The organism is Pseudomonas sp. FEMGT703P (genome assembly GCF_002786345.1).
Taxonomy (GTDB): Bacteria; Pseudomonadota; Gammaproteobacteria; order Pseudomonadales; family Pseudomonadaceae; genus Aquipseudomonas; species Aquipseudomonas peli.
This window is the reverse complement of sequence record NZ_PGCM01000005.1, coordinates 89,213-108,731: the sequence shown is the minus strand read 5'-3', so window position 1 is coordinate 108,731 and position 19,519 is coordinate 89,213. Positions and strand designations below refer to the sequence as shown.

Below are 19,519 nucleotides of genomic sequence, written 5' to 3'. Positions count from 1 at the left end.
ATACCTGACGCAGAAGGAACCCTCATGGAACTCAGCAGCCTGACCAACCAGGTGGCGTCCCAGGCCTCGGCTCAAGCCTCCGCCATGGCCTCGCTGCTGTTACTGCGCAAAACTCTGGAACTGCAGGCCGCCAGCATCGGCGGCCTGATTGAGGCCGCCACGCCAGCCTGCCTGCCGAGTAACCCGCCCAATCTGGGCAATAGCGTCGACGTCGTGGTTTAGCCCACTGCATCCACCGTCGCACTGGCGGCGGTAGGCGCTTGTGCCTTCCAGCTTTTCAACAACTTGCCCACCCTGTAACCGCGCCAGCCGAGCATCCGCGATGCGGTCATCACCCCGGCCATCAACGCGCCGCCCACGCCAGCCGTCACCGTATCCGCCCCGGTCAGGTACAGGCCCTTGATCGGTGTCTGGGTGTGAATCCAGTGCTGCTCGAAACGCGCGACCGTGTGATCAATCCCGTAGATTTCACCCTGTTCGTTCCACTGGTACCACTCCGTGGACAGCGGCGTGCCCAGCTCGCAGAAATCCAACGCACCGCGCAGTTGCGGCTGATGCTGGTAGAGGGTTTCCAGCAATTGCTCGGTGAGCTGCGCCTTGAACGCTTCGTACTCGGCACCGCGCTTGCCCCAGGTGGTGCCCTTCCACTGGGCGAACCACTGCGGCTGGGTCGGCGCGACGATTTCCACCGTGGCCTTGTTCGGGTAATGCGCATCCCAGGCTGGGTCTTTGGCCGAGGGGAAGCTGATGTAGATCAGCGGCATCGCCGGGTTCTGTCCGGCCATGAAGCTGCTGACGTTGTGGTCGTGATCATGACTCGGGTAGACCCAGTAGTTGGTCTTCGGCAGCTTCAACTCGGCGGCGCTGCCCTTAAACCCGGCGTACAAGCACAGGGTGGCGGCGGAGAGCTTGACCTTGGGTAGGTGCTCCAGCAGACCATGGTCGCTGGCCACCTGTGGCTCCAGCAGGCGTGTATAGGTCGGCACCAGGCCGGCGCAGCTGACGATCTGCGGCGCGCGAATCTCGACGCCGTCTTTATGCAAACGCACGCCGACCGCACGGCCCTTTTCGACCAGAATCTTGTCGACCCCGGCATAGGTGAAGACATGGCCGCCTGCCGCCTCGATCACCGGGATGATGGTCTCGGAAATCTTCGTCGCGCCGCCCACCGGGTAGTTGCCGCCGGTGATGTAGTGCTTGGCGACCATAGCGTGCATCACAAAGGCGGCTTCGGCCGGCGGCAGGCCGTAATCACCCCACTGCGCGGTGAGCACGCCGACCAATTCCTGATTGTCGGTCAGACCCTCAAGCACTTCACGGGTGGTTTTGAAGAAGTAATCCGGCAGCCACAGACGACGCAATTTGCCGTAGAGCATACCCAGTGAGCGTGGCAGCGCCTGACCCGCAAAAAAGCGCGGCACCCTGGAACTGACCTCGCTGAGCAGGTCGACATAGCGGTCGAGCACTGTGGCCTCGCCGGGGAAATAGCGCGCCATCTCCGCCTTGAATTCATCACGCCCGGCCACGTAGTCATAGGTCTGATCGCCCATCACGATGCGGTCGTAATGGGCGTCCATTGGCGCCCATTCGAGGTGGCCGTCGCTGATCACATCGAACACCCGACGGATCATCGACCAGGGTTTGTGCACCTCGCCGATGTAATGCACGCCCACGTCCCACTCATAGCCTTCGCGCTCATAGCTGTGGGTGTAGCCGCCGGCAGTGTAATGCTGCTCCAGCACGCACACGCGCTTACCGAGCTTGGCCAGCAGCGCGGCCGTGGTCAGGCCGCCGATGCCGGAGCCGATGATGATGGCGTCGTAATCGTTGCGCGCCAGACGCGAACGAAAGCGGGTTCCTGTGCGTTTCATAGGCAGCTCCGTGGTTATTTTTGTTATGCAAGTTTTTGCATAATAGGCAAGCATTCACCACCCATGCAACTTTTTGCATATCCCGTATACTGCGGAGCATCTCAGGCAGCAGCCGTTAAAGTCCGCCCATGTCACTCAAGCACGCCATTTTGATCCTGCTCGAAAGCGAACCCGGCAGCGGTTACGACCTGTTCAAGCGCTTCAAGGATGGCCTGGGTTACTTCTGGAACGCCAAACACCAGCAGGTGTACCTGGAGCTGAAAAAGCTCAGCGAAGCGGGCTGGCTGGCGTTTGAAGCACAAACCCAAGACACCCGTCCGGACAAAAAGAACTACCGCCTGACACCAGCCGGCCATGCTGAACTACTGCGCTGGCTGGGCGAGCCAGTGCAGCCGAATACCATCAACGATGCGCTGCTGGTGAAGCTGTATGCCGGCGCACACACCTCACCCGATAACCTGCGTGAAGAAATGCAGCGGCATATCGCCGTGCACCGCAAAACGCTGGACAGCCTGCTGAGCATTGAGCGCGACTACCACGGCTTACCCGCCGAGCAGCGCCACGCTCTGCGCATGCCTTACCTAACGCTGCGGCGCGGCATTCTGGGTGAACAGTCCTGGCTGCAATGGGCAGAGGAAGTCGAGCACGCGCTGCAGGACACAACGCCAGCCAGCACGCCACCCGGTAAATAGTGCAGAAGCCGCTGTCGCCTGCTGCCACGAGGTAGGCAAACCGCTAGACTGCAAGCCATTAGCCATCATCCCCGACACCCGCATGCCCGCACCCTCAACCTACATATCCCCCGACCAGCTGTGTGTCGGCCTGTATATCCAGCTTGAACTGGCCTGGTGGGAACACAACTTTGCCTTCAGCAACTTCAAGATCAAGGATGAAAACCAGATCAAGGCCCTGCGCGCCTTGGGGGTTGCACGCCTGCGCTATGACCCCGAGCGCAGTGATTGTGAGCCCCTGAGCGCGACCGAATCCACAGCAACGGTCGCCCCCCCCGCACCGGTCACACCGCCCTCGCCACAGCAGCAGGCCAGCTTGGCCCGTGCGGAAAAACTCAAGGCCCTGCGCAAACGCCTGGCCGAAGTGGACCGCAAATTCGTTCAGGCCAGCCAACAGGTCAAAACCCTCAACCAGACGCTGCGCAGCCGCCCTGAAGAAGCCTGCAAGCAGGCCGGCGAGGTGGTCGGCGCGATGGTCGATACGCTGCTGGGGGGCAGCGGCGCCGTGCTGCACACCATCAACAGCAAGGCCGCCGAAGACAATTACCTGCACTCCCTGAACGTCACGGTGCTGAGCCTGATGCTGGGTCGCCAACTCGGCCTGGACAGCGAGGACTGTCATGTCCTCGGCATGGGGGCGCTGCTGCACGATGTCGGCAAACTGGAGGTGCCCAGCAAGGTCCTGCTGAAAAGTGAGCCGCTGACACGTCCGGAACAGCAGCTGCTGCAGCTGCACTGTGAATTTGGCCTGCGCATGGGCCACAAGCTGATGCTGGATGATGAAGTGCTGCGCGTCATCAACGAGCACCATGAATACTGCGACGGCAGCGGTTACCCGCGTCAGCTGCGTGAAGCGGCCATCGGCCGACTAAGCCGTCTGGTGTGCATCACCAACCAGTTCGACAACCTGTGCAACCCGCTAAACCCGCGTGATGGCCTGAGCCCGCACGAAGCGCTGGCGTTGATGTTCAAGCAATACAATGCGCGCTTCGACGCGGTGGCGCTGAAAGCCTTTATCCGCTGCATGGGGGTGTATCCGCCGGGCTGCCTGGTGCAGCTGGATGACCAGCGTTACGGCCTGGTATTGGGCATGAACCCAAGCCTGCCGCTGAAACCGACGCTGGTGGTCTACGATGCCGAAGTGCCCAAAAACGAGGCGCTGATCATCGACCTGGAACAGGAAACACGCCTCGGCATCGCTAGCAGCCTGCGCCCGGCGCAGCTACCGCGCGAAGCGCTGGAGTACCTCAACCCGCGCCAGCAGCTGAGCTACTTTGTCGAACCGAGCAAAGGTCGCTAGCCCGCGCTGCCTTCCTCAATCAGCCAATCCAGGCGCCAGCCGCCCTGGCTTTGCCCGAGCAGCTGAGCGAGCCATGGCAGGATCTGCTTGAGTTCATCTTCCAAGCCCCATGGCGGATTGCTGATCACCAGGCCGGAGCCATTCAAGCGTGCCGCTTCGTCAGTGGGGTGCACATAGAGTTCGATGCGCAGCAGCTTGGGCGCCTTGCTCTTTTGCAGGTCACTGTAGAAACGCCGCAGCTGGCGCAGGTCCTTGATCGGGTACCAGATCGCCACCACAGCCTGGCGCATACGACTGATGGCTTCGCTCAACGACTGGGCGCAGCGCTCCATTTCATCGACCTGCTCGAACGGCGGATCGATCAACAGCAGGGCGCGCTTCTCGCGGGTTGGCAGCAGGGCGCGTGGCACATACCAGCCCTCGCCCAGGTGCACGGCCACGCGGCGGTCGCCGTGCATGTTTTCCTTAAGCAGACGACCGTCTTCCGGGTGCTTCTCGTTCAAGTGCAAGCGATCTTGCTCGCGAGTCAGCAGGCGCGCCAGCTCCGGCGAGCCGGGGTAATGACGCAGCTCGCCATCCGGGTTCATCGCCCGAATCACTTCCAGATAATCCAGCAGCGGGTCCGGCACATCGGTGGCCTGCCACAGCCGGGCGATGCCTTCCAGCCACTCACCCGTGCGGCTGGCTTGATCGCCGCGCAGATCATACAGACCGATGCCGGCATGGCTGTCGAGGTAGGCGAACGGCGCCTCCTTGCGTGACAGCAGGGCAATCAAGCGAGTGAGGACATAGTGTTTCAGCACATCGGCATGGTTGCCGGCATGAAAGGCGTGGCGGTAGTTCATTGGGCGGACTCCTGTGGCCGGGCAGTTTACCAGTTTGCCAGGCGCCGGATGGATCAGTACGGTGGCCACTGATCCATCCGGCAAAAGAGAACCCACATGTCATTGCAAGACCTATTGGGCATTGAGCTACCGCTGATCCAGGCCCCCATGGCTGGCGTGCAGCTGCATGGTTTAGCCGCTGCCGTATCCAACGCCGGCGCGCTGGGTTCGCTGCCCTGCGCCATGCTTGATGCCACCGGCCTGCGCAAGGAGCTGCAGGCGCTCAGCGAGAAGACGCGCAGGCCCTATAACCTGAATTTCTTTTGCCACACACCGCCAACAGCCGACGACACACGCGAAGCCGCCTGGCGTGAGGCGCTGAGTCCGTACTACCGCGAGTTAGGCATTGATCCCGCGACGATTGCCAGCGGTCCCGGCCGCCTGCCGTTCAGTGCCGAGATGGCCGATCTGCTCGATGAATTCCGGCCGGCCGTGGTGAGCTTTCACTTCGGCCTGCCCTCGGCTGAGCTGTTGGAGCGCGTAAAAGCGTGCGGAGCCAAAGTGCTTAGCTCGGCGACCACGGTGGCGGAAGCGCTGTGGCTCGAAGCCAACGGTGCGGACGCGATCATCGCTCAAGGGCTGGAAGCCGGTGGTCATCGCGGTATGTTCCTCACTGAGGACCTGAGCAGCCAGCTCGGCACCTTCGCCCTGCTGCCACAGATGGTGCAAGCCGTCAGGCTGCCGGTGATTGCCGCTGGCGGGATTGCCGATGCTGCCGGGGTGCGCGCGGCCATGGCGCTTGACGCGGCGGGGGTGCAAGTCGGCACCGCGTACCTGTGCTGCGATGAGGCCAGCACCAGCGCCATCCACCGCGCCGCCCTGCACAGCCCGGCAGCACAGCACACGGCCCTGACCAACCTGTTCAGCGGCCGCCCGGCGCGGGGCATCGTCAACCGGGTGATGCGCGAGTTGGGCCCAATCAGCCCGCTGGCACCCGCCTTCCCACTGGCGACGGCCGCCATTGCGCCTTTGCGCAGCAAAGCTGAAAGCCTGGGCAGCGGTGATTTCTCTCCGCTCTGGGCGGGGCAGAATGTCAGCGGCTGCAAGAATATCGGCGCCGCTGAGCTAACCCGCGAGCTGGCGCAGGGCTTTGTCCAATAAGCACGCCCTTTGCTGCACAGCCCCGTCGGGGTGGATGACGTCTTTTCATCCACCTTGGCGATCTGCTGGATGGACAAAGCGTCACCCACCCTACCCGACCGCTCCGGCCCAACGCCCCGTTATCACGCTTATTAATAGTGCTGGGAGCGGCACGTGCAGCTGCTTAGACTCGGCTCATCGCAACCGGAGGTACACCCATGTCCGAGTCTCTGCTCAGTTCCCGCAACCTGGCCTTTGAGCTGTATGAAGTGCTGGACGCCGAAGGCCTGACCCAGCGTGAGCGTTTCGCTGAACACAGCCGCGAAACCTTTGACGCGGCCATCGACACCGCCCGCAGCATCGCGGAAAACTTGTTCGCCCCGCACAACCGCAAGAATGACGAACACGAGCCGGAGTACGTCGACGGCGCAGCGGTGCTGATCCCGGAAGTGAAACCGGCGGTGGATGCCTTCCTTGAAGCGGGCTTCCTCAACGCCACCCGCGAGTTCGACGTCGGCGGCATGCAGCTGCCCAACCTGTTGTCGCAGGCCTGCTTCGCCCACTTCCAGTCAGCCAACGCGGCGACCACCTCGTACCCGTTCCTGACCATGGGCGCGGCCAACCTGATCGAGAACTTCGGCACGGCCGAGCAGAAGCAGCGTTTTCTGCAGCCGATGATCGACGGCCGCTTCTTCGGCACCATGGCCCTGACCGAGCCACATGCAGGCTCCTCGCTGTCGGACATTCGCACCCGCGCCGAACCGGCCGAAGACGGCACGTACAGGCTCAAGGGCAACAAGATCTTTATCTCCGGCGGCGACCATCCGCTGTCGGAAAACATCGTGCACATGGTGCTGGCCAAGCTGCCGGATGCCCCGGCGGGCGTAAAAGGTATCAGCCTGTTTATCGTGCCGAAGTTTCTGGTCAATGATGACGGCAGCCTGGGCAAGCGCAACGACGTGGTCCTGGCCGGACTGTTCCACAAGATGGGCTGGCGCGGCACCACCTCTACCGCGCTGAACTTTGGTGATAACGGCGATTGCGTCGGCTACCTGGTGGGCAAACCGCACCATGGCCTGAGCTACATGTTCCAGATGATGAACGAAGCGCGTATCGGCGTCGGCATGGGCGCAGTCATGCTCGGCTATGCGGGCTACCTGTACTCGCTGGACTACGCCCGCCAGCGCCCGCAAGGCCGCTTGCCCGATGGCAAGGACCCGACCTCCAGCCAGGTGGCGATCATCGAGCACGCTGACGTGCGCCGCATGCTGCTGACGCAGAAAGCCTACGTGGAAGGTTCCTTCGACCTCGGTCTGTACGCCGCGCGGCTGTTTGACGACACCCTGACCCTGGAAACCGAGGAAGAACGGCGCATCGCCCTGGAGCTGCTCGACTTGCTCACCCCGATCGTCAAATCCTGGCCGTCGGAGTTCTGCCTCAAAGCCAACGAGCTGGCCATCCAGATTCTCGGCGGTCACGGCTACACCCGCGATTACCCGGTGGAGCAGTACTACCGCGATAACCGCCTCAATCCGATCCACGAAGGCACCCACGGCATCCAGTCCCTCGACCTGCTCGGCCGCAAGGTCTCGATGAACGGCGGCGCGGCCCTTAAGCAGTTACTCAAGCTGATCCACGGTACCTGCCAGCGCGCCGAAGCCCACGCCTCGCTGACCGCCCTGCGCCAGCCGCTGGAGCAACTGCTGGCACGCCTGCAAACCGTGACCCTGGCGCTGCTGGGCGACCTGATGAGCGGCAAGGTCAACGAAGGCCTGGCCAACTCAGCGCTGTACCTGAAGGTGTTCGGCCATACCGTGATCGGCTGGCGCTGGCTGGAACAGGCAATCCGTGCAGAGGAAGGCTTGGCGAAAGGCAATGCCAGCGATGTCGACTTTTACCAGGGCAAGCTGCAGGCCGCGCGTTACTTCCTGACCTGGGAAGTGCCGAGCTGCCACCACGACCTGGCGATTCTCGAAGCCCGCGACGACACCTGCCTGGGCATGCAGGACGCCTGGTTCTGAATCAAGCGAAACGCTGTTGAAGCTGACGCCCCGCTGAACACGGGGCGTTTTTTTTGAGCGCAGCTTAAAGGCAGCGGTTAGAATCTCTGGCACGCGCCATGCATAGTGGCACGCTCACCAACCCGCACGGAGTACGCGCCTTGGATGCCAGCACCATCAACAACCTGTTTTTGATCGGTGGCTTACTGGTAGCAATGAGCATTCTGGTGAGCGCATTCGGTTCACGCTTCGGCATCCCCATTCTGGTGATCTTTCTCGGCGTCGGCATGCTCGCCGGCACCGATGGCCCTGGCGGTATTGTCTTCAACAATTACTCCACCGCTTACCTGGTCGGCAACCTGGCGCTGGCGATCATCCTGCTCGATGGCGGCATGCGCACGCGGGTCTCCAGCTTTCGCGTGGCCTTGTGGCCGTCTCTCTCGCTGGCCACCGCCGGCGTACTGATCACTGCCGGGCTGACCGGAGTAGCCGCAGCCTGGCTGTTCAACCTGAGCCTGCTAGAGGGTCTGCTGATAGGCGCCATCGTCGGCTCCACGGATGCTGCAGCGGTATTCAGCCTGCTCGGCGGGCGCGGCCTCAATGAGCGGGTCAGCGCCACTTTGGAGATCGAATCCGGCAGCAACGATCCAATGGCGGTGTTTCTCACCGTCACCCTGATCGAGATGCTTGCCAGCGGCGAATCCGGCTTTAGCTGGATCTTCGTCGTGCACCTGCTCGAGCAATTCGGCATCGGCGGCCTGCTCGGCCTCGGTGGCGGCTGGCTGCTGCTGCAGGTGGTCAACCGCATCAGCCTGGCCAACGGTCTTTATCCGTTGCTGGTGGTCAGCGGGGGGATCATGATCTTCGCCATCACCACAGCAGTCGGTGGCAGCGGTATCCTCGCCATCTACCTGTGCGGCCTGCTGCTTGGCAACCGGCCAATCCGCTCGCGCCACGGCATTTTGCATATGCTCGATGGCCTGACCTGGTTGGCACAGATCGCGATGTTTCTGGTCCTCGGCCTGTTGGTCACGCCACACGAACTGCTACCGATCATCTTGCCGGCCCTCGGCTTGGCGTTGTGGATGATTCTGTTCGCCAGGCCGCTTTCGGTGTTTATCGGCCTGTTGCCGTTTCGCGCCTTCCACGACCGCGAGAAAGCCTTTATCGCCTGGGTCGGCCTGCGCGGTGCGGTACCGATCATTCTCGCGGTATTCCCACTGATGGCCGGCTTGCCGAATGCCCAACTGTTCTTCAACGTGGCGTTCTTTATCGTACTGGTGTCGCTGGTACTGCAGGGCACCAGCCTGCCATTTGCCGCCAAGTTGTTGCGCGTCACTGTCCCACCAGAGCCCGCACCGGTATCGCGCGCCGGCCTGGAAGTGCATCCGACCAGCCAGTGGGAGCTGTTTATCTACCGCCTCGGTGCGGAAAAATGGTGCATCGGCGCGCCTTTGCGTGAACTGAAGATGCCCGAGGGCACGCGTATCGCCGCGCTGTTCCGGGGTAAGGAACTGCTGCACCCCTCCGGCAGCACGACTCTGGATGCCGGCGACCTACTTTGTGTGGTTGGCCACGAACACGACTTACCCGGCCTAGGCAAGCTGTTCAGCCAGGCGCCCACTCGTGGCCAGGATCTGCGTTTCTTCGGTGATTTCGTACTGGAAGGCGATGCCGAGCTGGCCGCCATCGCCGCACTCTACGGCCTGCAACTGGAAGGCGCAGAAGGCCAGCTGCACCTGGGCCGCTTTATCGCCCACAAGATTGGCGGCTCGCCGGTAATCGGCGACCAGGTGGAATGGCAAGGCCTGACCTGGACAGTGGCCGCCATGGAGGGGAACAAGATCCGCAAGGTCGGCGTCAGATTCCCCGAAGGCAGTCGCCCAGGCCCTGGGCTCTTCCTTTAAGCGCCGGGTTACGCGCCAGCGCTGTTGCGTTAAAAAGCGCAGCACAAGAGCGTAACCTAGCGCCCAAGAGCCGTTACATGCGGCACAGGCGCTTAGCCAGGCGCCTGTTAAACTCAGCCTCTTTTCGAGCCAACGATCGTCACTATGCCCTCTCTTCGCACTTATCTTGCCGTCGCACTGCTCGGGCTGTGCCTGAGCGCCCCGCTGCTCCAGGCCGCCGAGCCACCCAGCCGGGCTGACGTACAAAGCAGCCTGGACAACCTGGCCGACCGCAAGCTGCCGGAAGCCGAGCAGCTGGCCGTCAAGCAGACCCTGGAGAAAACCCTGGCGCTGCTGGATGAAAAAGCCGACAGCGAACAGCGCCGCGCCGACCTTGAGAAACAGCTGCAGCAAGCCCCACGCCTGATTGGCGAGGCGCAGCGCGATTACGAGCGACTGAAAAACAGCACACCCACCCAGGTCAATCTGCGCTACGGCAAAAGCACACTGCCGCAGCTCGAACAATTGCTCGCCGATCGCAACGCACAACTCAACGAGTGGCAGAAGCAGATCATCGAGGCCAATAGCCTGGTGATCACCGCGCAGACTCGCCCGGAACGCGCCCAGGCAGAAATCAGCGGCAACCAGACCCGCAGCCAGGAAATCAACAGCATCCTGAAAAGCGGCCGCGATGCCAGCAAACCACTGAGCAACGAGCGGCGTAACCAGCTGAATGCCGAACTGGCCAAGCTTGATGCGCAAACGCAGCTGCGCCGCCAGGAACTGGCCGGCAACAGCCTGCTGCAGGACCTCGGTAACAGCCGCCGCAGCCTGCTGGAAGAGCGCATCAAACGCCTCGAACAGGAACTGCTCGACCTGCAGAACCTGATCAATGAAAAGCGCCGCGACGTCTCCGAACAAACCCTGGCCGAACAGTCACGTGAGGTCGAAAAGGCCGGCACCGACAGCCTGCTGGCACAGGAAAGCGCAATCAACCTGAAGCTCTCCGATTACCTGCTGCGCGCCACCGATCGGCTCAATGAACTGACCCGCCTGAATCTGCAGACCAAGCAGCAACTCGACAGCCTGAGCCAGAGCGACCAGGCCCTGGAAGAACAGATCAGCGTGCTGCAAGGCAGCCTTCTGCTCTCGCGCATCCTCTATAAGCAGCAGCAAGCCCTGCCGACGCTGAAGATCGACAGCAACCTGCCAGACCAGATCGCCGACCTGCGCCTGTACCAGTTCGAGCTCAACCAACAGCGCGAAGCCATCAACAACCCCAGCGTGTATGTCGACAACTTGCTCAGCGCCCAGCCTAACGAGGCCGATAACCAGGCCCTGCGCACCGATCTGCTGGCCATCGCCGACACCCGCCGCGAGCTGATCGACCGTCTTAACCGTGAGCTGAACGCCCTGCTCAACGAGTCGATCACCCTGCAGCTGAATCAGAAGCAACTGAAAACCACCGCCGAAACCCTGCGCGCCACCCTCGACGAGCAGATGTTCTGGATTCCCAGCAACAAGCCGCTGGATCTGGAGTGGATCAAGTCCGTGCCGCGCCTGCTCGAACGGCAGATTGCTGAACTGCCCTGGGGCTCCAACCTGCGCCAGCTGGGTGCAGGCCTGACCGAACGGCCGCTGCTGTTTCTGCCGTTGCTGCTGCTGATTGGCGTGCTGCTGTGGCGCCGCGGCTACCTGTACCGCAAGCTCGCCGAGCTGCATCAGGACATAGGCCACTTCAAACGCGACAGCCAATTGCACACGCCGATGGCGATCATGCTCAACGTATTGCTGGCCCTGCCCGGCACGCTGTTTCTGGCGCTGTGCGGCTTCGCCCTGCAAATGGATGCCCGCGGACAGAACGCCAACCTGGGTGAGGCGCTGTTCCAGATGGCCCAGGCCTGGCTGGTGTTCTACACCCTGTACCGCATCCTCGCCGATGGCGGCGTGGCCGAGCTGCACTTCCGCTGGGGCCGCTCACAGGTGGCGTTCCTGCATCGCCAGGTACGCCGTCTGGGCCTAGTGGTCATGGCCATGGTCGCCGTGGTCACGGTGGCCAAACACCAACCGGCCGGACTGGGCGATGACGTGATCGGCCTGACCGTGGTGCTGACCTGCTACGCACTGATGGTCTGGCTGCTGCACAAACTGCTACTCACCGGCCCGGCCCGCGAGCATGCCTCAGCCTTCCGCATGCTGATCGGCATCGGCCTGAGCCTGCTGCCATTGGCGCTTATCATCGCGGTCGGCCTCGGCTACTACTACACCGCACTGAAACTCAGTGACCGTCTGATCAACACCCTGTATCTACTGGTGATCTGGCTGGTCATCGAGGCCACCTTCGTGCGCGGCCTGGGCGTGGCAGCACGTCGCCTGGCGTACCAGCGCGCCACGGCCAAACGCCAGGCACAGAGCAAGGACAGCGGCGAAGGCACGGAAACCGTGGTCGAGGAGCCGACCCTGGATATCGAACAGGTCAACCAGCAGTCGCTGCGCCTGATTCGCCTGGCCCTGCTCGGCACCTTTATCGCGGGCCTGTACTGGGTCTGGGCGGACCTGATCTCGGTGTTTGCCTACCTCGACAACATCGCCCTCTACCAATACAGCAGCGGCAGCGGTGATGCCGCCACCCTGGTGCCGATCAGCCTCAGTGATGTGCTCGGCGCCTTGGTAATCGTCGGTATCACCATCGCCCTGGGCCGCAACCTACCCGGCCTGCTCGAAGTGCTGGTGCTCTCCAGGCTGAACCTGGCCCAGGGCAGCGCCTACGCCACCACCACCCTGCTGTCCTACCTGATCGTAGCCATCGGCTTTGTCACCACCCTGTCGACCCTCGGCGTCAGCTGGGACAAGTTGCAGTGGCTGGTCGCCGCCCTGTCGGTAGGCCTGGGCTTTGGCTTGCAGGAAATCTTCGCCAACTTTATTTCCGGCCTGATCATTCTGTTCGAACGCCCGGTGCGCATCGGCGACGTGGTGACCATCGGCAACCTGTCCGGCACCGTGAGCAAGATCCGCATTCGCGCCACTACCATCACCGATTTCGACCGCAAAGAAATCATCGTGCCGAACAAGACCTTCGTCACCGACCAGCTGATCAACTGGTCGCTCAACGACACGGTTACCCGGGTGATCATCAAGGTCGGCGTAGCCTACGAAACCGACCTGCCACTGGCGCGTAAGCTGATGATGCAGGCCGCCGAGGAAAACCCGCGGGTACTGCGCGATCCGGCACCGCTGCTGTTCTTCCTGACCATCAGCGCCAGCACCTTCGACTACGAGCTGCGTTTCCATGTGCGCGAGCTGGGCGACCGCAACGCCGCCACCGATGAAATCCTCACGCGCATCGCCCTGAGCTTCCGTGAGCACAACGTGGAAATGGCCTTCAACCAGGTCGAGGTGATGATCAAGAACCTGCACGGCCAGGAACTCAACCTGACCACCGGACAAATGGTGGCCGCCACGGCGGCAGCCGATGCGCAGCAGGGACAATTACCACCACCGACACCTGCAATCGACCCGCAGTAGCTTGCCGCCAGGCCCGCCAGCGCGGGCTGCCACCTCATCACTGCCGGGCCGTATGTGCCCGGCTGGAGCCTGACCGTGAAGCCGCTTATCGAGCTGCAGTTCGACAACCGTTTTGCCCGCCTCGGCGACGTATTTTCCACCCACGTGCTGCCCGAGCCGATTGCCGAGCCGCGCCTGGTCGTTGCCAGCCAGGCCGCCATGGCCTTGCTGGATCTGGACCCGAGTGAAGCCGAGAGCGAGGTATTTGCGCAGATCTTCGCCGGGCACAAGCTGTGGAGCACCGCCGAGCCGCGCGCCATGGTCTATTCCGGGCATCAGTTCGGCGGCTACAACCCGCGCCTGGGCGATGGCCGTGGCCTGCTGCTGGGTGAGGTCATCAACGACGCCGGCGAGTACTGGGATCTGCACCTCAAAGGTGCCGGACAAACGCCCTACTCGCGCATGGGCGACGGCCGCGCCGTGCTGCGTTCATCGATCCGCGAGTTTCTCGCCAGTGAACACCTGCACGCCCTCGGCATCCCCAGCTCGCGGGCACTGTGCGTGACCGGCTCCAGCACGCCGGTCTGGCGGGAGAAACAAGAACGCGCGGCGATGGTACTGCGCCTGGCGCCCAGCCATATCCGCTTCGGTCACTTCGAGTACTTCTATTACACCCAGCAACATGAGCAACTCAAACAGCTGGCCGAGCATGTGCTGCACTGTCACTACGCCGACTGTTTGCAGCAGGAACATCCGTACCTGGCGATGTTCCGCGAAGTCATCGAACGCAACGCCACGATGATCGCCTACTGGCAGGCCTACGGTTTCTGTCACGGGGTGATGAACACCGACAACATGTCGATCCTCGGCATCACCTTTGATTACGGTCCCTACGCCTTTCTCGATGATTTCGATGCCCAGCACATCTGCAACCATTCCGATGACACCGGCCGTTACTCGTTCAGCAATCAGGTGCCGATCGCCCAGTGGAATCTCGCCGCCCTCGGCCAGGCCCTGGTACCGCTGGTCGATGTCGACGCGCTACGGGAAACCCTCGGTCTGTTCCTGCCGTTGTACCAGGCGCATTACCTCGACCTGATGCGCAAGCGCCTGGGCCTGCTCAGTGCCGATGAGGGCGATGAAGCCCTGGTGCAGCGCCTGCTGCAATTGATGCAGAGCAGCGCGGTGGATTACACCCTGTTCTTCCGCGAACTCGGCGACAGCCCGGCCGCGCAAGCCGTAGCGCGTCTGCGCGACGATTTCACCGACCTGGCTGGTTTCGATGCCTGGGCCGCTGACTACCAGGCGCGCAGCGCTCAGGATGGCGACGACCAGCCGAAACGCCGCATGCGCATGCACGCGGTCAACCCCAAGTTCATCTTGCGCAACTACCTGGCGCAGCAAGTGATTGAGGCCGCCGAGCAAGGCGACTACGCCCCGGTGCGCGAACTGCATCAAGTGCTATCGCGGCCCTTCGACGAGCAGCCAGGCTTCGAACGCTACGCCCAGCGTCCGCCGGAATGGGGCAAGCACCTGGAAATCAGCTGCTCGTCTTGAGCCGCGCTCAAGCCCCCAGCATCCATTCCAACCCCATGGCTACATGCAGCTCGGTGCTGTCGAGCAGCGGCAGTGGGGCGTCCAGGCCATCGAGCAGCAAACCGATCTCGGTGCAGCCGAGGATGGCCACCTCGGCGCCCTGGGTTTGTAGCGTGCGCAAACAGTCCAGATAGAACGCCCGCGCCTGCGGCAGAAACTGGCCCTGGCACAGCTCGGCAAAGATCACCCGGTCGATTTCCGTCATCTGCGCCGCGTCCGGAGTGATCACCTCAATCGCAAAGCGCTCGGCCAGGCGCTGGCGGTAGAAGTCCTCCTGCATGGTAAAGCGCGTACCGAGCAAGGCCGCGCGGCGCACACCCTGGCGTTGCAGGGCCTGACCAACCGCATCGCCGATATGCAGCAGCGGTATCTGCACCGCCGCCTCGATGGCCGGCGCCACCTTGTGCATGGTGTTGGTGGCCAGCAGCAGGGCCGTTGCTCCCGCCCGTTCAAGCCCTTGAGCCGCCTGCGCCAGCATCTGCCCAGCCGCCTGCCAGTTGCCACACCGCTGCAGCTCGGCGATCTCGGCAAAATCCACGGAATGCAGCAGCAGCGGTGCCGAGTGCAAACCACCGAGGCGCTCGCGCACACCCTGGTTGAGCAAACGGTAATAGCTGGCCGTCGACTCCCAACTCATGCCGCCCAGAATGCCTAGCTGACGCATATCACCTCCTGCTCGGTTAAGCCTTGAGCCTAATCCGTCACCGATCCAACGCACAGGCACAGTGCGCGGCAGAGCGGTCGGTACAGCCTTATCTATTAAACCGAAAAGGCATATAAACCTTTCCAAACATTCTTAGACTCTCTAAGCAGCAACCCTTATCTTCTCCGCCTTGCGTGGCCGCCCAGTCTGGATTGGCGTGCCCGATACCTCACACGAGATTCAACGCTAAGGATGTTCATGTTCTGGGACTCTCTTCCCCTGCCCCTGCTGTTTGTCGGTGCCCTGCTGATCTGGGTGCTGTACGCCTTTGTGCGCGAGAAGTGGAGCCCGGACATCGTCGCGGCCATAGCAGTAGCGGCGCTGCTGATTACCCAACTGCTTACGCCTGGGGAAGTACTCAGCGTACTGAGCAACTCGGCGCCAGTGACCATCGCCTGCATGTTCGTGCTCTCAGCGGCACTGGAGCGCACTGGCTGCATCGACGCCCTCGGCAACTGGCTGGGCGATCTGGTCGGCACCAGCCCGATCCGCGTGCTTACCGGCCTGACCGTAACCGCCCTGGTGATCTCAGCCTTCCTGAATAACACCCCGGTGGTGGCCATTCTCACTCCGGTGGCGATTTCCCTGGCACGCAGAGCCGGCACCTTCCCCTCGAAGCTGCTGATTCCTCTGTCCTACGCCACCATCCTCGGCGGCACCCTGACCATGATCGGCACCTCGACCAACATTCTGGTCGATGGCGTGGCGCGCAAAGCCGGCCTTGAGCCTTTTGGCATGTTTGAAATTACCGGTGCCGGGCTGATCATGGCCGCCTTCGGCATGGCCTACCTGCTGACCATCGGCCATCGCCTGTTGCCTGAGCGCGAAACCCTGTCCAAGCAGCTGCGTCCGAACCTCGACCGCACCTTTATGACCGAGCTGCTGGTGCCACACAACTCACCGGTAATCGGCAAAACCCTGCACGAAGCCAACCTCAACGGTGGCAGTGGCCTGCAGGTGCTGAAAATCTTCCGTGACGAGCAAGAGCTCACCGAACCGGCCCACGACACCCTGCTGGTGGCGGGCGACCAGTTGGTGCTGCACGGCCAGGTCAAGGATGTGGTGGAGCTGCGCGAAAGCGGCCACCTGACGTTCAACCGTAGCGATGCCTTCGAAACCATCAGCAGCCACGACGTGATCCTCGCCGAGGCCATCGTCGGGCGTAACTCGCGCTACAGCCACCGCCCAATGCGCGACCTCGACCTGACCGCGCGCTACGGCATCGCCGTGCTCGCTGTGCACCGTCAGGATGAGAACATCCAGGGCAACCTGGATGACTTCGAACTGCAGTTCGGCGACGTGATGCTGGTGGAGGGTACGCCGACGCAGATCAAGCGCTTCGCCGACAACGGCGAGCTGATCAGCCTAAATGCCGTGCAGGAGCGCGCCTTCCGCCGCGACAAGGCGCCGATTGCGATCATTGCCACCCTGGCGGTGATGATCCTCGCCGCGTTTGGCGTGATGCCCATCGAGGGCCTGGCGATCATCGGCGCAGTCACCGTGCTGGCCACCCGCTGCCTGGACGTGGAAGACGCCTACAAGGCAGTAGACTGGAAAATTCTCAGCCTGATTTTCGGCATGCTGGCCATCAGCATCGCCATGGACAAGGTCGGTCTGGTCAGCCTGATGGTCAGCAATGTCATGGGCCTGATGCCCTGGGCCGGCCCGCTGCTGATGCTGTCGTTTATCTACCTGTTCACCTCGATCCTCACCGAAGTGCTGTCGAACAACGCGGTGGCAGTATTGGTCACGCCGATTGCCATCGGCATGGCCCAGCACCTGGGTGTCGACCCACGCGCCTTCGTGGTCGCGGTGATGTTCGCCGCCAGCGCCAGCTTCGCCACGCCCATCGGCTATCAGACCAACACATTTGTGTATAACGCCGGCGGCTACCGCTTTACCGACTTTATGAAGATCGGCATTCCACTCAACCTGCTGCTGTGGGTGGTGGCCAGTTTTGTAATCCCCTGGTTCTTCCCGCTGACACCGGTTTGACGGCATAAGCGGCGAATATATCGATCTAACCCAAGGCCCGATTCATTGCTCCAGCGCATTGACCGGGCCTTCTTGCTTTGGCCATGCTGCGGGTTTTCAAACTGCCCTGAAGGAACGCGCGCATGAAATTGGAAACCCTGGCCATCCACGCCGGTTACAGCCCTGATCCGACCACCAAGGCGGTGGCGGTGCCGATCTACCAGACCAGCTCCTTTGCCTTCGACGACACCCAGCACGGTGCCGATCTGTTCGACCTGAAGGTCGCCGGCAACATCTACTCGCGGATCATGAACCCGACCAACGCCGTGCTCGAAGAGCGCGTGGCTGCGCTGGAAGGTGGCGTCGGCGCGCTGGCCGTGGCGTCGGGCATGGCCGCGATCACCTATGCGATCCAGACCGTCGCCGAAGCCGGTGACAATATCGTCTCGGTGGCCAAGCTCTACGGCGGTACCTACAACCTGCTGGCCCACACCCTGCCGCGCTTCGGCATCCAGACCCGCTTTGCCGCCCATGACGACATCGCCGCCCTCGAAGCGCTGATCGACGACAAAACCAAAGCCGTGTTCTGCGAATCCATCGGCAACCCGGCCGGCAATATCGTCGACCTGGCCGCACTGGCCGCCGCTGCGCACCGCCATGGCGTGCCGCTGATCGTCGACAACACCGTGGCCACGCCGATTCTCTGCCGCCCGTTCGAGCATGGCGCTGACATCGTCGTGCACTCGCTGACCAAGTACATCGGCGGCCACGGCACCAGCATCGGCGGCATCGTCGTCGACTCCGGCAAGTTCCCCTGGGCGGACAACAAGGCGCGCTTCCCGCTGCTCAACACCCCGGATCCTTCCTATCACGGCGTGACCTACACCGAAGCCTTCGGCCCGGCGGCCTTTATCGGCCGCTGCCGCGTGGTGCCGTTGCGCAACACCGGCGCGGCGCTGTCGCCGTTCAATGCCTTCCTGATTCTGCAAGGCTTGGAAACCCTGGCCTTGCGCATGGAGCGCCACTGCGAGAATGCGCTGAAGGTTGCCCATTACCTGCAAAATCATCCACAGGTGGCGTGGGTCAAATATGCCGGTCTGCCCGATCACCCCGAGCACGCCCTGGCGCAGCGTTTCTGCGGCGGCAAGCCGGCCTCGATCCTGTCCTTTGGCATTGTTGGCGGCCAGGCTGCAGGCGCACGCTTTATCGATGCGCTGCAGTTAGTGGTGCGTTTGGTGAATATCGGCGATGCCAAATCGTTGGCCTGCCACCCGGCCTCGACCACTCACCGCCAGCTGAATGATGAAGAGCTGGAGCGCGCCGGCGTGCCGCGCGACATGGTGCGCCTGTCGATCGGTATCGAGCACAGCGACGACATCCTCGCCGACTTGGCCCAGGCACTGGACGCTGCGGCGGGCTGATCGCCCTTGATATCCGCGCAAGCGACTCCAGATTAGGGATAACCGCCTCTGGAGTCGCCCATGTCCAATCCCCTGCTGATCCCTTGTCCACACTGCAACGGCCTCAACCGCATTCCCGCCGAGCGCCTGGGCGATGCGCCGCGCTGCGGCCGTTGCAAATCGGAGGTGCTGCCCAGCACACCGTTCGAACTAACCCAAGCCAACTTCGACGCGCAGAACAAAGGCGACCTGCCGTTGCTGATTGATGTCTGGGCCAGCTGGTGCGGCCCCTGCCGCAGCTTTGCGCCAATCTACGAACAGGCCGCCGCGCAGCTGCAGGGCCACTGCCGCCTGAGCAAGCTGGACAGCGAAGCAAACCCACAGCTGTCGGCTGAAATGGGCATTCGCTCGATCCCTACGCTGATCCTGCTCAAGGGCGGCATCGAAGTGGCTCGCCAGAGTGGCGCGCTGCCCTTGCCGCAATTGCTCGGCTGGTTGCGTCAGCAGGGCATCTGAGCGGATTGGTCAATCGACCGGCAGCCTTGCGGTCATTACCCTGCCATCGACCAACCCTTAGGCTGGCTGCACAA

At 62.6% G+C, this 19,519-nt stretch carries 14 protein-coding genes; 11 read left to right on the top strand and 3 right to left on the bottom strand.

Annotated features, from left to right (window positions below):
* Positions 1-24 precede the first annotated feature (24 nt).
* Positions 25-222: a putative motility protein gene (locus tag CUR33_RS04395; RefSeq protein WP_289238813.1), complete on the top strand. Its 198-nt coding sequence runs from the start codon at positions 25-27 to the stop codon at positions 220-222.
* Here the strand turns inward: CUR33_RS04395 and CUR33_RS04390 are convergent.
* On the bottom strand, positions 219-1,871 hold the full coding sequence (locus CUR33_RS04390; protein WP_289238812.1) for a phytoene desaturase family protein: 1,653 nt from the start codon (positions 1,869-1,871) through the stop codon (positions 219-221). The genes CUR33_RS04395 and CUR33_RS04390 overlap by 4 nt on opposite strands.
* 128 nt (positions 1,872-1,999) lie before the next feature.
* Here CUR33_RS04390 and CUR33_RS04385 point away from each other — a divergent pair, with 128 nt between their 5' ends.
* The gene (locus CUR33_RS04385; RefSeq protein WP_167143171.1) at positions 2,000-2,563 is read left to right on the top strand and encodes a PadR family transcriptional regulator; all 564 of its coding nucleotides are present in this window, start codon (positions 2,000-2,002) and stop codon (positions 2,561-2,563) included.
* Between the two features lie 82 nt (positions 2,564-2,645).
* Entirely contained in the window at positions 2,646-3,902 is a 1,257-nt protein-coding gene (locus tag CUR33_RS04380; RefSeq protein ID WP_289238811.1) for an HD-GYP domain-containing protein, read from the top strand.
* Here the strand turns inward: CUR33_RS04380 and CUR33_RS04375 are convergent.
* Positions 3,899-4,747, bottom strand: a complete 849-nt coding sequence (locus tag CUR33_RS04375; protein WP_090249862.1) for a 23S rRNA (adenine(2030)-N(6))-methyltransferase RlmJ — start codon at positions 4,745-4,747, stop codon at positions 3,899-3,901. The genes CUR33_RS04380 and CUR33_RS04375 overlap by 4 nt on opposite strands.
* A gap of 96 nt (positions 4,748-4,843) precedes the next feature.
* Here CUR33_RS04375 and CUR33_RS04370 point away from each other — a divergent pair, with 96 nt between their 5' ends.
* The 5 genes from CUR33_RS04370 (at position 4,844) to selO (ending at position 14,813) form a co-directional block, all read left to right on the top strand.
* Entirely contained in the window at positions 4,844-5,887 is a 1,044-nt protein-coding gene (locus tag CUR33_RS04370; protein ID WP_289238810.1) for an NAD(P)H-dependent flavin oxidoreductase, read from the top strand.
* A 197-nt stretch (positions 5,888-6,084) separates the two neighbouring features.
* Complete coding sequence (locus CUR33_RS04365) at positions 6,085-7,887, top strand: acyl-CoA dehydrogenase (protein ID WP_167143180.1); 1,803 nt, start codon at positions 6,085-6,087, stop codon at positions 7,885-7,887.
* 140 nt (positions 7,888-8,027) lie between these two features.
* Positions 8,028-9,773, top strand: a complete 1,746-nt coding sequence (locus tag CUR33_RS04360) for a potassium/proton antiporter (protein ID WP_282876838.1) — start codon at positions 8,028-8,030, stop codon at positions 9,771-9,773.
* A gap of 144 nt (positions 9,774-9,917) precedes the next feature.
* A complete protein-coding gene (gene mscK / locus CUR33_RS04355) occupies positions 9,918-13,277 on the top strand; it encodes a mechanosensitive channel MscK (RefSeq protein ID WP_090249872.1) in 3,360 nt (1,119 codons plus the stop codon).
* Positions 13,278-13,352: 75 nt separating this feature from the next.
* Complete coding sequence (selO, locus tag CUR33_RS04350; RefSeq protein WP_289238809.1) at positions 13,353-14,813, top strand: protein adenylyltransferase SelO; 1,461 nt, start codon at positions 13,353-13,355, stop codon at positions 14,811-14,813.
* A gap of 7 nt (positions 14,814-14,820) precedes the next feature.
* Here selO and CUR33_RS04345 read toward each other — a convergent pair whose 3' ends face one another.
* Positions 14,821-15,516 carry an aspartate/glutamate racemase family protein gene (locus tag CUR33_RS04345; RefSeq protein WP_289238808.1) on the bottom strand — a complete coding sequence of 232 codons (696 nt, stop codon included), beginning with the start codon at positions 15,514-15,516 and terminating at the stop codon, positions 14,821-14,823.
* 237 nt (positions 15,517-15,753) lie between these two features.
* Here CUR33_RS04345 and CUR33_RS04340 point away from each other — a divergent pair, with 237 nt between their 5' ends.
* The 3 genes from CUR33_RS04340 (at position 15,754) to trxC (ending at position 19,445) form a co-directional block, all read left to right on the top strand.
* Positions 15,754-17,550, top strand: coding sequence for an SLC13 family permease (locus CUR33_RS04340; protein ID WP_090249880.1), 1,797 nt, complete (start codon positions 15,754-15,756; stop codon positions 17,548-17,550).
* A gap of 122 nt (positions 17,551-17,672) precedes the next feature.
* On the top strand, positions 17,673-18,950 hold the full coding sequence (locus CUR33_RS04335; RefSeq protein ID WP_090249883.1) for a bifunctional O-acetylhomoserine aminocarboxypropyltransferase/cysteine synthase: 1,278 nt from the start codon (positions 17,673-17,675) through the stop codon (positions 18,948-18,950).
* A 60-nt stretch (positions 18,951-19,010) separates the two neighbouring features.
* Positions 19,011-19,445, top strand: coding sequence for a thioredoxin TrxC (trxC, locus tag CUR33_RS04330; protein WP_090249885.1), 435 nt, complete (start codon positions 19,011-19,013; stop codon positions 19,443-19,445).
* Positions 19,446-19,519 lie beyond the last annotated feature (74 nt).

Excerpts from the sequence above, each read along its gene's own strand:
- CUR33_RS04370 (WP_289238810.1), top strand. The coding sequence starts at position 4,844 with ATGTCATTGCAAGACCTATTGGGCATTGAGCTACCGCTGATCCAGGCC.
- CUR33_RS04380 (WP_289238811.1), top strand. The coding sequence starts at position 2,646 with ATGCCCGCACCCTCAACCTACATATCCCCCGACCAGCTGTGTGTCGGC.
- CUR33_RS04345 (WP_289238808.1), bottom strand. The coding sequence starts at position 15,516 with ATGCGTCAGCTAGGCATTCTGGGCGGCATGAGTTGGGAGTCGACGGCC.
- CUR33_RS04365 (WP_167143180.1), top strand. The coding sequence starts at position 6,085 with ATGTCCGAGTCTCTGCTCAGTTCCCGCAACCTGGCCTTTGAGCTGTAT.
- CUR33_RS04390 (WP_289238812.1), bottom strand. The coding sequence starts at position 1,871 with ATGAAACGCACAGGAACCCGCTTTCGTTCGCGTCTGGCGCGCAACGAT.
- CUR33_RS04340 (WP_090249880.1), top strand. The coding sequence starts at position 15,754 with ATGTTCTGGGACTCTCTTCCCCTGCCCCTGCTGTTTGTCGGTGCCCTG.
- CUR33_RS04395 (WP_289238813.1), top strand. The coding sequence starts at position 25 with ATGGAACTCAGCAGCCTGACCAACCAGGTGGCGTCCCAGGCCTCGGCT.
- CUR33_RS04385 (WP_167143171.1), top strand. The coding sequence starts at position 2,000 with ATGTCACTCAAGCACGCCATTTTGATCCTGCTCGAAAGCGAACCCGGC.
- CUR33_RS04335 (WP_090249883.1), top strand. The coding sequence starts at position 17,673 with ATGAAATTGGAAACCCTGGCCATCCACGCCGGTTACAGCCCTGATCCG.
- CUR33_RS04375 (WP_090249862.1), bottom strand. The coding sequence starts at position 4,747 with ATGAACTACCGCCACGCCTTTCATGCCGGCAACCATGCCGATGTGCTG.
- trxC (WP_090249885.1), top strand. The coding sequence starts at position 19,011 with ATGTCCAATCCCCTGCTGATCCCTTGTCCACACTGCAACGGCCTCAAC.
- mscK (WP_090249872.1), top strand. The coding sequence starts at position 9,918 with ATGCCCTCTCTTCGCACTTATCTTGCCGTCGCACTGCTCGGGCTGTGC.